Consider the following 13,871-nt stretch of genomic DNA (forward strand, 5'->3'; position numbering starts at 1 on the left):
TTGATTCCAGACTCAGCTTCATACCGGCTCGCCAATGCCCGTCTTCACGCATCGCTGACGCCGGGGCTCGCTGCGGCCTATGACGGGGATGGCTTTGCGCTGCTCGACATCACTGTCGCAGATGGCAAGATCGCGGGCATTGCCGCACATGATCGGGCAGGGGCACCAGCCGATGCCATCGACCTTGCCGGCCGCATCGTTCTGCCCTGCTTCGTCGACTGCCACACCCATATCGACAAGGGTCATATCTGGCCGCGAAAGCCCAATCCCGATGGCACCTTCATGGGTGCGCTCAATGCCGCGGGCGCCGATCGCGTCGCACGCTGGGGCGCCGAGGATCTTGCCAAGCGCATGGATTTTTCGCTGCGCTCGGCCTATGCGCATGGCACGAGGGCGCTGCGCACCCATCTCGACAGCGTCGCGCCGCAGGAGGAAATCTCCTGGCCGGTGTTCGAAACGATGCGCGAGACATGGCGCGGCCGCATCGAATTGCAGGGCGCCTGCCTGCTCGGCATCGAGGGCGTGCGCGACAAGAAATGGTTCGACAGGCTGGCGAAACGGGTGGCTGCGGCCAAAGGTGTGCTCGGCGTCGTCACTTACATGGTGCCGGACCTGGAGGAGTTGCTTGACCATGTCTTCGCGCAGGCGATCAAACATGGGCTCGACCTCGATTTCCACGCCGACGAGACCGACGACGTCGCGGCGATCTCGTTGAAGAAGATCGCCGAGGCGGCACTCTGGAGCGGCTTCGAGGGCAATATCCTTGTCGGCCATTGCTGCTCGCTGGCGCGGCAGCCCGATCTCGAGGTGCTGGACACGCTGGACAAGGTGGCGAAAGCCGGGCTGGCGGTGGTGTCACTGCCGATGTGCAATCTCTATCTGCAGGATCGCCGCTCCGATCAGACCACGCCGCGCTGGCGTGGCGTGACGCTGCTGCACGAGATGAAGGCGAGGGGCATTCCGGTGGCGGTTGCTTCCGACAACACGCGCGATCCTTTCTACGCCTATGGCGACCTCGACATGCTGGAGGTCTACCGCATGGCGACGCGCATCCTGCATTTCGACCATCCGGTCGCCGACTGGCCGCAAGCGGTGACCGCGACCCCGGCCAAGGTGATGCGGGTCGACGGTTTCGGCACTCTTGCCGCAGGCGGCGATGCCGATTTCATCCTATTCAAAGGTCGAAGCTGGACCGAATTGCTGTCGCGGCCCGAATCGGATCGCATCGTCGTGCGCGCCGGGCGCGCGATCGACCGGCAATTGCCCGACTATGCCGAACTCGACGAACTGATGGTGGAATGATGGACGTTTCGGCGCTCAAACGCGATCTCGACGGGCTGAAATTCGACGACAATCCGGCCATCGTCCAACAGAAGAGCCGTGACTTCTACTGGTACAGCCCTGTGCTGAAACAGCAGCTCGACCATGTCACCGGCGACCTGATCGTGACGCCGAAGACCGAGGCCGAACTGATCCGCGTGCTCGCCGCTTGCCATCGGCATGGCGTGCCGGTGACGCCGCGTGGCAGCGGCACGGGCAATTACGGCCAGGCGATGCCGCTTTCGGGCGGCGTGGTGCTCAATCTGGCCGAGATGAACGAGATCAAATCGATCGCGCCGGGGCGCGTGGTGACCGGGCCGGGCGCGGTGCTGGCCGATATCGACAAGGCAACACGCGCGCATTCCGGCCAGGAACTGCGCATGTCGCCATCGACCTATAACACGGCCTCGATCGGCGGCTTTGTCGCTGGCGGTTCCGGTGGTGTCGGCTCGATCCGCTGGGGTGGCTTGCGCGATCTCGGCAATGTCATCCGGCTGCGGACGGTGACGATGGAGGCCGAGCCGCGCGTCATGGATCTCACTGGCGAGGATGTGCTGAAAGTCATGCACGCCTATGGCACCAACGGCATCATCACCGAGGTCGAGATGCCGCTGACCGCCAGCTATGACTGGATCGACGTCATTGTCGGCTTCGACGATTTCATGGACGCGGCCGGATTCGGCAACGATCTCGCGGTCCAGGACGGCATACTGGCGAAGCTAATCACGCCGATCGCGGCACCTATCCCTTACGACTATTTCAAACGGCACCAGCGTTTCTTCCGGCGCGAGCAGAGCGTTGTCGTCTGCATGATCGCGCCGCACGCGATGGATGCGTTTGTCGCCTTTGCGGCGCGTGGCAAGGGCGAGATCGTGTTCCGCGCCGACCGCGAGGCCGATCTCAAGGGGCTGCCGCCGGCCTATGAGCTAACGTGGAACCATACGACGCTGCGCGCCATCAGGGTCGATCCCTCGATCACCTATCTGCAGGCACGCTATCCGTCGCCGGATCATCTCGCCCACGTCAAGGCAATGGTCGATCGCTTCGGCGACGAGGTGCCGGCGCATCTCGAATTCATCCGCTTCGACGGCGCGATCGGCGTCGCGGGGTTGCCGCTCGTGCGCTTCACCACGGCCGAACGACTGGACGAGATCATCCGTATCCACGAGGACAATGGCTGCTGGATCTTCAATCCGCACCGCTACACGCTGGAGGAAGGCGGTATGAAGCAGACCGACGAGGTGCAGCTTGCCTTCAAGCGCGAGACCGATCCGCAAGGGCTCCTCAACCCCGGCAAGATGATCGCCTGGGAGAACCCGGACTATGATTACCGCTCGGGCAAGTCGTTCCTGTTCAAGGGGCTACAGAGGGTTGGATGATGAACATCCTCGCCCTCTACGCGCATCCGGTCGAGAGCAGCTTCAATGCCGGCCTGCACCGGTTGATCGTCGAGCGGCTGACGGCGGCGGGGCATACGGTCGATGACTGCGATCTCTACGCCGAGGATTTCGACCCCAGGCTGACGCGCCAGGAGAGGCTGGACTATCACAATCCGCGCGGCTCCGCGGACCCCGCGGCGCCGTATGTCGAGCGCCTGTTGCGGGCCGATGCGCTGGTGCTTTCCTATCCGGTCTGGAACTATGGCTTTCCGGCGATCCTGAAAGGCTTTTTCGACCGTGTCTTCCTGCCCGGCGTGTCGTTCAAGCTCGTCGACGGCAAGGTGCAGCCGTCGCTGCACAACATCCGCAAAGTCGCGGCGGTCACCACCTATGGCGGCAGCCGGTTTCGCGCCATTGTGATGGGTGATCCGCCGCGCAAGCTGATCAAGCGCATGCTGCGCGCCACGGTAAAGCCGGGCGCGCCGGTGACTTACCTCGCACACTACGCGATGAACCTGTCGACCGACGACACACGGAAGGCCTTCATGACGAAGGTTGCTGCGAGCATGGATGCGTTCTGATGCGGGTCCTAGTGGTCTATTGCCATCCGGTGCCGGAAAGTTTTTGTGCAAGCATTCGCGACACCGCCGTCGATGCGCTGAAGGCAAGGGGCTGGGAGGTGCGGCTGCTCGACCTCTATGCCGAGAAATTCGACCCGGTGATGGGTTGTGAGGAGCGGCGCAGCTACAATAACCAGGCGCCGCAGGATCCGGCGCTGAAGCCGCATTTCGAACTGCTCGCCTGGGCCGAGGCGATCCTGTTCGTCTACCCGACCTGGTGGTACGGGCTGCCGGCGATGCTGAAGGGCTGGCTCGACCGCGTATGGGCGACCGACGTTGCCTTCAAGCTACCGGCGGGCAAGGGACGGATCAAATCGCTGATGACGCATGTGACCAAGGTCGGCGTCATCACCACCTGCGGTGCACCGACCTGGTGGAGCGTCGTCGTCGGCCAGCCCGGGCGCAAGACATTGCTGCGCGGCATGCGTGCGCTGTGCGCGACAAGGTGCAAGACGTTCTTCCTGGCGCATTATCTGATGGATGCCTCGACGCCAAAGACGAGGGCGGCGTTTCTGGCGAAGGTGAGGGCGAAGCTGGAGCGGTTTTAGGGAATTAGCGTCCTTCTCCCCGCAAACGGGGCGAAGAAAGACCGCGCTACATCTTCACCCGCTCCGCCTTCGGATCATACATCGGCTTCAGCGACGCCTCCGCCGCGAAACGCTCGCCGGCGATCTCGATCTCGTAGGACGACGCCAGCACATCAGCCTCACTCTCGCCCTGGCACGGCACATAGCCCAGCCCGATGGCGCCGCCGAGATGGTGGCCGTAATTGCCCGAGGTGATCGGGCCGACGATCTTGCCATCGCGCAGGATCGCTTCATTGTGAAAGAGCAGGGGCTGTGGGTCTTTCAGGCGGAACTGCACCAGGCGTCGGTTCAATCCGGCTTCCTTCTTCTTCAGCACGGCATCGCGGCCGATGAACTCGCCCTTGGCCGTCTTCACCGCGAAGCCGAGGCCAGCTTCCAACACGTTGTCCTCGTCGGTGATGTCGTGGCCAAAATGGCGAAAGGCCTTTTCGATGCGGCAGGAATCCAGCGTATGCAGGCCGCAGAGTTTCAGGCCGACATCGGCGCCGGCCTCGTCGATCGCCTCGAAGACATGGGCTGCCTGGTCGGTCGAGACATAGAGTTCCCAGCCGAGTTCGCCGACATAGGTGACGCGGTGGGCGCGGGCGAGGCCCATGCCGATCTCGATCTCCTGGAACGTGCCGAACGGGTTGTTGTTGTTGGAGAAATCATTGGGGCTGACCTTCTGGATCAGTTTTCGCGCGTCAGGGCCCATCAGGCAAAGCACGCTTTCGGCCGCTGTCACATCGGTGATGACGACGAATTCCTCGCCCACATGCCGGCGCAGGCAGGCGAGGTCACGCTGCAGTGTAGCACCCGGCACGACGAGGAAGTACGCCGTATCCGACAGCCGCGAGACGGTAAGATCGCTTTCGATGCCGCCGCGCTGGTTGAGCATCTGCGTGTAGACGATCTTGCCTGGCGCCACGTCCATGTCGTTGGCACACAGTTTTTGCAGGAAGGCACAGGCGTCGCGGCCCTCGACGCGGATCTTGCCGAACGAGGTCATGTCGAACAGGCCGACCTTGTTGCGGACCGCCAAATGTTCTTCGCGCTGGTTGTCGAACCAGTTCTGCCGCTTCCAGGAGTAGCGGTATTCGCGCTCCTGGCCTTCGCGGGCGAACCAGTTGGCGCGCTCCCAGCCGGCGACCTCGCCGAACACCGCGCCGCGCGCCTTCAGGTGCTCATGCAGGGGCGAACGCCTGACATTTCTCGACGTCGCCATCTGGCGATAGGGGAAATGGTCGGCATAAAGCAGGCCGAGCGTTTCGGAGACGCGCTCCTTGAGATAGCGGCGGTTCTTCTGGAACGGCTGGGCGCGGCGGATGTCGACTTCCCAGAGATCGAAGGGCGCTTCGCCGTCGTTGATCCACTGCGCCAGCGCCATGCCGGCGCCGCCGGAGGAGACGATGCCGATCGAATTGTAGCCGGTCGCCATCCAGTAGCCGGAGAGCTCCGGTGCCTCGCCGAGATAGTAGCGGTCGTCGGGGGTAAAACTTTCAGGACCGTTGAAGAAGGTGTGGATGCCGGCGGTGGCCAGCATCGGCATGCGGTTGACGCCCATTTCGAGGATCGGTTCGAAATGGTCCATGTCCTCGGGCAACTGGTCGAAGCAGAAATCCTCGCGGATGCCATCCATGCCCCAGGGCTTGGCAACCGGTTCGAAGGCGCCCAGCATCATCTTGCCGGCATCTTCCTTGTAGTAGGCGCACTCGTCCGGCACGCGCAGCACCGGCAGGCGGGAAAGGCCGGGGATCGGCTCGGTGACGAGATAGAAATGCTCGCAGGCGTGAAGCGGGATGGTGACGCCGTTCTGGGCGCCCAGTTCGCGCGCCCACATGCCGGCGCAATTGACGATGATGTCGGCCTCGATGGTGCCTTGATCCTCGCCCTGTGCCCAGGACACGCCGATGACGCGGCCTGCCTTGGTGTGAACCTTGGTCACCTTCACATTCTCGACGATGGTGGCGCCGCGCTGGCGCGCACCCTTGGCCAGCGCCATGGCGATGTTGGCCGGATCGCACTGGCCGTCGAGCGGCAGGTGCACGGCGCCGACGACGTCGGATACATTGAGATGCGGGTACATCTGCTTGACTTCGCTCGGTGAAATCTCGCGCACGTCGACATCGAAGGCGCGGGCCAGCGACGCCTGCCGGTAGATTTCGTGCTTGCGCTCCTCGGTCAGCGCGACGGTGATCGAGCCGACCTGGCGCATGCCGGTGCCGACTTCGGTCTCGGCTTCCAGCTTGACGTAGAGGTCGGCCGAATATTTCGCCAGCCGCGTCATGTTCTGCGAGCCGCGCAACTGGCCGATCAGGCCGGCGGCATGCCATGTCGTGCCCGAGGTCAGCTGCTTGCGTTCGAGCAGCACGATGTCGGTCCAGCCAAGCTTGGCCAGATGATAGGCGACCGAACAGCCGGAAACGCCGCCGCCGATGATGACGGCCCGGGCCTTGGTGGGGATGGTCTTGGTGGTCATGCGGCCTCACGACGGTAGCTGGAAGCAAAACGGCGCAGCCGAAGTGCTGCTTCTTGGAGAATGGGCTCCGGCTGGCAGAGGCTGATGCGTATGTGGCCGGCGGCGGCTTCGCCGAAGCTGGAGCCCGGCATCACACCGACATTCTCCTTGTCGAGGAAGGCGAAGGCGAATTTCTCGTCGTCGCGTTCGACCGCAGATATGTCGAGCATGACATACATGCCGCCTTCGGAGCCGCGCACGGCGACGTCGTTCATGCCGCGCACGGCGTCGAGGAAGACGGTGCGGCGCGCCGCGTAGCGCTCGGCGATATCCTTCACGCCGTAATGATTCTCCAGCGCCTCGGCGCAGGCGACCGAGATGAAGGCCGGCAGGCCATAGGTCGTCACCAGGTTGAGGTTGATGAGCAGCGTGATCATTGCTTCAGGCCCGGTCAGCCAGCCCATGCGCCAGCCGGTCATGCCATGGCTCTTGGACATGGAATTGATGACAAGCGTGCGCTCGGCCATGCCGGGCAGCGAGCGTGGCGAGACGTGCTCGCCGCCGCCCAGCGTCCAGTAGACCTCGTCCGACAGCAGCCAGAGGTCGTGCTCGCGGCAGATTTCGGCCAGCTGTTCCAGCCGCTCGCGCGAATAGACCGCACCGGTCGGGTTGTTCGGTGTGTTGATCAGGATGGCGCGCGTGTTGGGCTTGAGCGCAGCGCGGATCATGTCGGCATGCGGCTGGAAACCATCCTCTGCCGGCGTCTCGACCACGGTGAAACTGGCACCGGCGGCGCTGAACGTGTTGGGGTAGGTGGCGTAATAGGGGGCAACGACGATGGCGTGGTCGCCCTGGTCGAGCACGGCCTGCACGGCCGCGTAAAGGGCGGCCTGGCCGCCCGGCGTGGCGATGACCTGATCCGGCGTCGTTTCGACGCCGGTGCAGGCGCTCGAGGCTGCCGCCATTGCCTGGCGCAGGCGCGGCAGGCCCGGCAGCGGCGTATAGTGGTGATTGCTGCCGCGAACCGCGGCCACGCAGGCCTCGATTGTTTGCGAAGGCGTGTCGAAATCATGGTCGCCGACCGACAGCATGATGATGTCCTCGCCGGCCGCCTTGCGGGTCCAGGCGGCCGAGTGGACTTCCCAGCCATCCTTGCCTGACGGGACAATGCCGGAAATGCGCGATGATGGTCTAGGCATGTATATCTCCCGAAATCTCATAGCCGGCCAGTTCGAGCCGGTCGCGCAGCGCGGCAATATGCGGCGGTCCGACTTCGCAGCAGCCGCCGACGATGTCGGCACCTGCCTCCACCCAGCCGATCGCCTGCTCGGCATAGGCGTCCGGGCCGAGGTCGTGACGGGCGTGCAGCACATCGACGGTACCGCCGTGCTTGAGCGCCTCCGTGGAGGTGAAGCCATTGGCATAGGCGCCGACCGGGCCGCCGAGATCGATCAGTTCAGGCAAGGCGGCGGCGATTGCTTCCGGCCGGCAGCAGTTGAGCAGCCGCGCCGCTATCGGCAGGCCATCAAGCGCTCTGGCCGCGGCGGCTATTGTTTCACCGCTGCGCAGCCGCGGCGTGCCGTGATCGGCCAACGTCCACGATACCCAGACCGGTTTGCCGCTTTCCGATGCCGCTGTGACGGCCGCCCGCGCCTCATCGGCCGAGGCCATGGTCTCACACAGGAAGAGATCGACGCCATTCGCCTGCTCGGCAACGATGCGGCGGTAGATGTCGAGCGTCTCCTGGTAAGAGATGGTCAGCGCCGGTGCGTAGCTGCCGAAAAGCGGTGACAGGCAGCCGGCGATCGCTGCATCGCCGGCCTCGTTGCGAGCCTGCCTGGCCAGTTCGATGCCGCGCTTCTGCAGTGGCTTGAATAGCTCCTCGGCGCCCTCGCGCGCCAGGCGTTCGGGTGTCGCCGAATAGGTGTTGATGGTGATGACACGGGCGCCGGCGCGGATGAATTCGGCATGCAGATCGCGTACCAGATCGGGTTCATCGATCAGCACCCTGGCCGACCACAAGGGCGTCGGCTCGGATTTGCTGCGCCGGACCAGTTCCTGACCCATGCCACCGTCGGTGAGGATGACTTTCTTCATGCTCTCAGTCTTTCGTTCTTCGGATCCCACAAAGGCTCGTCCTTCTGCACGATCGCCTTGAAGCGTTCGCCGAAAATCTCGATCTCGACTGAAGTGCCGGGCTCGGTCAAATCGATGCGCAACATGCCGAGCGCGATCGACTTGTCGATGCGATGGCCCCAGCCGCCTGACGTGGTCTCGCCGACGATCTGGCCACCATGCCACAGCGTCGACATGTAGGGCGCGTCGCAATCGCCGGGGTTGTCGACGACCAGCGTGACGAAGCGCTTCTTCACGCCTTGCTGCTTTTCGTTCTGCAGCGCGGCTTTGCCACGGAAGTCGGGCTTTTCCCATTTCACGAAGCGCTCGAGCCCGCCCTGCAGGATCGAATAGTCGGTCGAGAGATCGCCTTTCCAGGTGCGGTAGCCCTTTTCGAGCCGCAGTGAATCCAGAGCGTACATGCCGAACGGCTTCAGGCCATGCTGTTGTCCTGCCGCGCAAATGGCATCGAAGATGGCGGCTGTGTCGTCGACCCTGGTGTGGATTTCCCAGCCGAGTTCGCCGGCGAAGGAAACACGCACGAGCTTGGCCCAGCGGCCGGCGATCTTCGTTTCCTGATGCGTCAGCCACGGCAGCGCAAGGTCGGCGTCGCAGACATCGGCGAGGATTTTTCGCGAATTGGGGCCGGCCAGGATCTGGGTGGAGAATTCCTCGGTCCGGTCGATCAGCTTGAATGGCGAGTCCTTGGGCATGCGCGATTTCAGCCATTCGAAATCATGCCATTGCGCGACCGCGGCGGTGATCAACGTCATCACATTCTCGTCGTGGCGCACGACGGACATTTCTGTGACAATGCGGCCCTTGTCGTCGGCGAAGTAGACGAGGCCGATGCGGCCGGGCTTCGGCACCAGTCCGGTGACCTGCAGGCTCAGCCATTCGGCGGCGCCGGAGCCTTCGAGGTTGAAGCGCGAGAAGCCGGGCAGGTCGAGAATGCCGGCGGCGTCGCGCACCGCCAGGCATTCCTCGCGCACGCGATGCTGCCAGGGGCCATCGCGACGGAAGGTCAGCGTGGCTTCCTCGGAAATGTCGTCGCCGTCCTTGGCGTACCAGGTGGCGCGCTCCCAACCATTATAGGCATCGAAGCGGCCGCCGAACGCCTTGATGCGATCGTGGATCGGCGACAGTTTCCGGTCGCGTCCCTCGGGCCAGGCATGGCGCGGGAACTGGATGGCATACTCATTGCCGTAGATTTCGAGACCCTTGGCGACGCAATAATCGGGCGCCGAGGCAAAGGATGTGAAGCGGCGCGGATCGCAGGACCACATGTCCCATTCCGTCTGGCCTTGCGTCACCCATTCGGCCAGCACCTTGCCTGCGCCGCCGCCTTGGGCGATGCCGAAGGTGAAGACGCAGGCTTCGAAGGCATTGGGCACGCCAGGCATCGGCCCGATCAGCGGATTGCCGTCTGGCGCATAGGGGATCGGTCCGTTGATAACCTTGGACAGGCCGGCGGTGCCGAGGATCGGCACGCGGGCGACGGCGTCAGCCAGATAGTGTTCCAGCCGGTCGAGATCGTCGGGGAAGAGCTGGAAGGAAAAATCCTCCGGCATCGGATCATTGTGGGTGGCCCAATGCGCGCGGCAATTTCGCTCATAGGGGCCGAGATTCATGCCGGCCTTTTCCTGGCGCAGATAGTAGGAGGTGTCGACATCGCGCAGCAGCGGCAGCTTCTTGCCCTGTTCCTTCGACCATGCGGCGAGTTCGGGTATTTCCTCGAACAGGATGTATTGGTGGCTCATCACCATCATCGGAACTTCGCGGCCGAACATCCGGCCCACTTCGGCGGCGCGATAGCCGGCGGCATTGACGACGATCTCGCAGCGGATCTCGCCCTGCGGTGTCTCGACCACCCATTCGTCATTCTCGCGGCGCACGCCGGTGACCGGGCAGAAGCGGATGATTTTCGCGCCCATGTCGCGCGCGCCCTTGGCCAGCGCCTGGGTCAACTGGGCCGGATCGATGTCGCCGTCGCTCGGGTCATAGAGAGCGCCTTTCAAATCATGCGTTTCGATGAAGGGGTAGCGGCGCTTGATCTCGTCGACGCCGACCACGTCGATGTCCATGCCCTGGTAGCGGCCCATGCCCTTGGCGCGCTGGAACTCCTGCATCCGCTCCTTCGAGTGGGCGAGCCGCAGCGAACCGGTGACGTGGTAATTCATTGGGTAGTCGACTTCAGCGCCCAGCCCACGATAAAGCTCGGTCGAATAGCGCTGCATGTTCATCAGCGACCAGGACGAGGAGAAGGTCGGCACATTGCCGGCGGCATGCCAGGTCGAGCCCGAGGTCAATTCGTTCTTTTCCAAGAGCACGCAGTCGGTCCAGCCCGCCTTGGCGAGATGATAGAGCGATGAGGTGCCGACGACACCACCTCCGATGATCACCACGCGCGCCGTGCTCGGCAAACCCGCCATGTTTCTTCTCCCGAATCTTAATTCAATAGACGGGTGGTGAAACCACCCAGATGACAACCGCCGCCTCCGTGCCTGGATTGCGCCAGCGATAGGGCTTGCCTTCGAAGCGGAAGGAATCGCCTTCACCGAGCCGGTGCCAGATACCAGCTATCTCGATCTCGAAAATGCCCGAGGCGATATAGCCGGCTTCCTCGGTCGGCCGCAGCTGCCCGGTCTTCATCTCCGCGCCCGCCGCGAAGATCGAGCGCACCATCTCGAAGCTACCACCGAGATCGGGCGACAGAAGTTCTTCCACCAGGCCGGATTCGCTGGTGCCAAGCGTGCGGCGTCTGCCGGCCCGCACCACCACGCCGCGCTCGCTCTCGACCGGTACGTCATGGCTGAAGAACAGGCTGATCGGCACGCCGAACAGCTCGGCGAAGGCCCTGAGGTCGCTGAGCGATGGCGTCGACAGGCCGCGCTCGACCTGGCTGACCCAGCCGACCGAACGGCCGAGTTTCAGCGCGATCTCGGCAAGCGTCAGCCCGCGTGCTCGGCGCAGCGCCCTGATATCGCCGGCCAGCACGCGTTCGTCAGGTCCCTGCAATGTTCGTGCGGTAGTGGAGGGCAAAACGCGCTCTTCATGAAAATTTCAATCCGATTTTCATGAGAAATCAAGCTCATGAAAAAATCAAGCGGATTTTCACCGATGCTCAAGATTTGCTTGCAGGATTTTGACGGTTCATGCAATGGCTCCGCCGCGAGCGGCGAGTGGGGACGTCCGGTCGACAAAAAGGCTAAGGGACGGCCCATGCTGGAAAAGAAGGCTCGAATCGCGAGTGAGGCCGAGATCGTCGATGAGGCGATCGTGTCGCGCCGTTCTGTGCGCGCATTTCTGCCCGACATGATCGACGACGACACCATCCGCGACATTCTGGCGGTTGCGGCACGCGCGCCGTCCGGCACCAACATGCAGCCATGGCGGGTCTACGTCACCAAGGGCGAGACCAAGCAACAGATATCGGATGCTATCCTGAATTCCGGTATCCGCGCCGAAAAGGCCGACTGGGACGAGTATCGCTATTATCCTACCCAGTTCTTCGAGCCTTATTTGACACGGCGCCGCGCCAACGGCTTCGGGCTTTACGGCGCGCTCGGCATCGGCCGCCGGGAGGTCGACAAGATGCGCGCCCAACACGACCGCAACTTCGTCTTCTTCGACGCGCCTGTCGGCATGATCTTCACCATCGACCGCCGCCTCAACCAGGGTTCGTGGATCGACTACGGCATGTTCCTGCAGAATATCATGGTCGCGGCGCGGGGCAGGGGTCTGCACACCTGCCCGCAGGCAGCCTTCGCGCCCTATCACCGGCAGATCCGGCCGGTGCTCAACATTCCCGACGAGGAGATCGTCGTCTGCGGCATGGCGCTGGGCTATGAGGACATTTCCAAGCCGGAAAACGCCTTCCGCACCGACCGTGTGCCGCTGGAAGAGTGGGTGACGTTCAGCGAATAGCCGGCTCGTCAGCCGGCTTCTATTCCGTATTCATCCGCATACCGTGGCCGCTGACATGGGCGCCGTCCTGCGGCGTCAGCTTCAGATAGGCAAGCAGCGCGCAGAGCGTGATCACACCTTCGATCGCGAATAGGATGCGGAAATCATTCGTTACGGCAGGCCCGCCGCCGGCCAGGAACGACAGCATCGCCGCCGCCAGGCCGACGCTGATCGCCACCGCCAGCTGCCAGAGGATGTAATAGAGGGCGCTGAAGCGGGCGAGCTGTTCGGGAGCGATGTCGGAATAGGCGAGGTTTCCGGTCGAGGCCCATTGTATGGAACGAAAGACGCCGAAAACGAAGATATAGCCAAGCACGATCCAGACCGGTGTCGTCGCCTGTATCAAGGCGAAGCCGGCAACCATGGCGGCCACGAACGGCGTGTTGAAGACCAGCACGCGGCGGAAACCGAACCGGTTGAGGACGCGCGGCATGAAGAAACGCATGATCACGGAGCCGAGCGCGGCAACGAAGGTCAGCGATCCCGCCTGCACCGCGCTCATGCCGAAGCCGAGCTGGAACATCAGCGGCAGCAGGAAGGCGACGGAACTGAGGCCGATCGTGTCCAGGCCGCCGCCGGTGAGGAACGAGATGCGGAAAGTGCGTATGCGCAGGAGCTTGAGGTCGAGCAGGGGATTGGTCACGCGCAGGCAGTAGAGCGAGGCAATCGACAAGATGACGACCGCCAGCGCCAGTTCAGCGGCGATCATGCCGCCGGCGGCGTCCTTGGCGGCCAGCGAGTCCATGCCGAAGACCAGCAGGATCATGCCGCTGCCGACCAGCAGGAACCCTGGAAAATCAAACCGCGTGCGCACTGGCTTGGTCACCGTCGGGAACAGTGAGGCGGCAAGGACTGCCGCAGCCAGCGCGAATGGCACGTTGATGAAGAAAATCCAGCGCCAGGAAATGTAAGTGGTCAGCGCGCCGCCGACGAGCGGCCCAACCAGCGGCCCGGTTTGGCTGGCCACGGAGATATACATGTTGACCTTGAGCGTGCGGCTGCGCGGAAAGCTCGACAATATGACGACCTGCCCGAGCGTGCCCATCAGCGCACCGCCGAAGCCTTGCAGGGCGCGGGCGCCGACCAGCATCCAGATGTTGTCGGACAGCCCGCACAGCGCCGACGAGCCGGCGAACACCAGCAAGGCAAAGCAGTAGACGTTGCGCAGGCCGAAGCGGTCGGCGGCCCAGCCGCCGAGCGGCATCGAGATGATCAGGCTGGCGACATAGACGGTGATCAACAGGCCGAGCTGGCTCGGCGGGCGGGCGAGGCTTTCGCCGATGCCGGGCAGCGCCGTCACCACGACGTTCTGGTCGAGGCTGGTCATGAACACGCCACAAGCGACCGTCAGCGGCAGCAGGAGCAAGGCTCTGGCCGACACATCGGCGCGATCCGTGGCGCCGGCGGATAGTTCTGCGGTCATGGGGATGTTCGAACCAAACGAATG

11 protein-coding genes are annotated in these 13,871 nt (G+C 63.6%); 5 read left to right on the plus strand and 6 right to left on the minus strand.

Features of this window, described 5'->3' with window-relative positions; all coding sequences use genetic code 11:
- The 4 genes from HGP13_RS18085 to HGP13_RS18100 are packed head-to-tail and all read left to right on the plus strand — an operon-like array spanning position 1 to position 3,867.
- Positions 1-1,302: a cytosine deaminase gene (locus HGP13_RS18085; protein WP_172227857.1), complete on the plus strand. Its 1,302-nt coding sequence runs from the start codon at positions 1-3 to the stop codon at positions 1,300-1,302.
- Positions 1,302-2,699 carry an FAD-binding oxidoreductase gene (locus HGP13_RS18090; RefSeq protein ID WP_172234758.1) on the plus strand — a complete coding sequence of 466 codons (1,398 nt, stop codon included), beginning with the start codon at positions 1,302-1,304 and terminating at the stop codon, positions 2,697-2,699. The genes HGP13_RS18085 and HGP13_RS18090 overlap by 1 nt, the downstream gene beginning before the upstream one ends.
- Positions 2,699-3,280 carry an NAD(P)H-dependent oxidoreductase gene (locus HGP13_RS18095; protein WP_172234759.1) on the plus strand — a complete coding sequence of 194 codons (582 nt, stop codon included), beginning with the start codon at positions 2,699-2,701 and terminating at the stop codon, positions 3,278-3,280. Before HGP13_RS18090 ends, HGP13_RS18095 begins: the two co-directional genes overlap by 1 nt.
- Positions 3,280-3,867: an NAD(P)H-dependent oxidoreductase gene (locus HGP13_RS18100; protein ID WP_172227859.1), complete on the plus strand. Its 588-nt coding sequence runs from the start codon at positions 3,280-3,282 to the stop codon at positions 3,865-3,867. The genes HGP13_RS18095 and HGP13_RS18100 overlap by 1 nt, the downstream gene beginning before the upstream one ends.
- A gap of 46 nt (positions 3,868-3,913) precedes the next feature.
- On the opposite strand, the gene HGP13_RS18105 is transcribed toward HGP13_RS18100, so the two are convergent.
- The 5 genes from HGP13_RS18105 to HGP13_RS18125 are packed head-to-tail and all read right to left on the minus strand — an operon-like array spanning position 3,914 to position 11,455.
- Positions 3,914-6,364 (minus strand): FAD-dependent oxidoreductase, encoded by a 2,451-nt coding sequence (locus tag HGP13_RS18105; protein WP_172227861.1) that lies wholly within the window; start codon positions 6,362-6,364, stop codon positions 3,914-3,916.
- Positions 6,361-7,542 (minus strand): pyridoxal phosphate-dependent aminotransferase, encoded by a 1,182-nt coding sequence (locus HGP13_RS18110; protein ID WP_172227863.1) that lies wholly within the window; start codon positions 7,540-7,542, stop codon positions 6,361-6,363. The genes HGP13_RS18105 and HGP13_RS18110 overlap by 4 nt, the downstream gene beginning before the upstream one ends.
- Positions 7,535-8,440, minus strand: coding sequence for a homocysteine S-methyltransferase family protein (locus HGP13_RS18115; protein WP_172227865.1), 906 nt, complete (start codon positions 8,438-8,440; stop codon positions 7,535-7,537). Before HGP13_RS18115 ends, HGP13_RS18110 begins: the two co-directional genes overlap by 8 nt.
- A complete protein-coding gene (locus HGP13_RS18120) occupies positions 8,437-10,890 on the minus strand; it encodes an FAD-dependent oxidoreductase (RefSeq protein WP_172227867.1) in 2,454 nt (817 codons plus the stop codon). Before HGP13_RS18120 ends, HGP13_RS18115 begins: the two co-directional genes overlap by 4 nt.
- A 22-nt stretch (positions 10,891-10,912) precedes the next feature.
- Positions 10,913-11,455 carry an XRE family transcriptional regulator gene (locus HGP13_RS18125; RefSeq protein WP_172234760.1) on the minus strand — a complete coding sequence of 181 codons (543 nt, stop codon included), beginning with the start codon at positions 11,453-11,455 and terminating at the stop codon, positions 10,913-10,915.
- A gap of 225 nt (positions 11,456-11,680) precedes the next feature.
- Here HGP13_RS18125 and HGP13_RS18130 point away from each other — a divergent pair, with 225 nt between their 5' ends.
- Positions 11,681-12,385 (plus strand): nitroreductase, encoded by a 705-nt coding sequence (locus HGP13_RS18130; protein ID WP_172227869.1) that lies wholly within the window; start codon positions 11,681-11,683, stop codon positions 12,383-12,385.
- Positions 12,386-12,404: 19 nt separating this feature from the next.
- Here HGP13_RS18130 and HGP13_RS18135 read toward each other — a convergent pair whose 3' ends face one another.
- Positions 12,405-13,847: an MFS transporter gene (locus HGP13_RS18135; protein ID WP_172227871.1), complete on the minus strand. Its 1,443-nt coding sequence runs from the start codon at positions 13,845-13,847 to the stop codon at positions 12,405-12,407.
- Positions 13,848-13,871: the final 24 nt, after the last annotated feature.

It is taken from the genome of Mesorhizobium sp. NZP2077, from assembly GCF_013170805.1.
Taxonomy (GTDB): Bacteria; Pseudomonadota; Alphaproteobacteria; order Rhizobiales; family Rhizobiaceae; genus Mesorhizobium.

Excerpts from the sequence above, each read along its gene's own strand:
- HGP13_RS18130 (WP_172227869.1), top strand. The coding sequence starts at position 11,681 with ATGCTGGAAAAGAAGGCTCGAATCGCGAGTGAGGCCGAGATCGTCGAT.
- HGP13_RS18115 (WP_172227865.1), bottom strand. The coding sequence starts at position 8,440 with ATGAAGAAAGTCATCCTCACCGACGGTGGCATGGGTCAGGAACTGGTC.
- HGP13_RS18110 (WP_172227863.1), bottom strand. The coding sequence starts at position 7,542 with ATGCCTAGACCATCATCGCGCATTTCCGGCATTGTCCCGTCAGGCAAG.
- HGP13_RS18095 (WP_172234759.1), top strand. The coding sequence starts at position 2,699 with ATGAACATCCTCGCCCTCTACGCGCATCCGGTCGAGAGCAGCTTCAAT.
- HGP13_RS18120 (WP_172227867.1), bottom strand. The coding sequence starts at position 10,890 with ATGGCGGGTTTGCCGAGCACGGCGCGCGTGGTGATCATCGGAGGTGGT.
- HGP13_RS18100 (WP_172227859.1), top strand. The coding sequence starts at position 3,280 with ATGCGGGTCCTAGTGGTCTATTGCCATCCGGTGCCGGAAAGTTTTTGT.
- HGP13_RS18135 (WP_172227871.1), bottom strand. The coding sequence starts at position 13,847 with ATGACCGCAGAACTATCCGCCGGCGCCACGGATCGCGCCGATGTGTCG.
- HGP13_RS18105 (WP_172227861.1), bottom strand. The coding sequence starts at position 6,364 with ATGACCACCAAGACCATCCCCACCAAGGCCCGGGCCGTCATCATCGGC.
- HGP13_RS18090 (WP_172234758.1), top strand. The coding sequence starts at position 1,302 with ATGGACGTTTCGGCGCTCAAACGCGATCTCGACGGGCTGAAATTCGAC.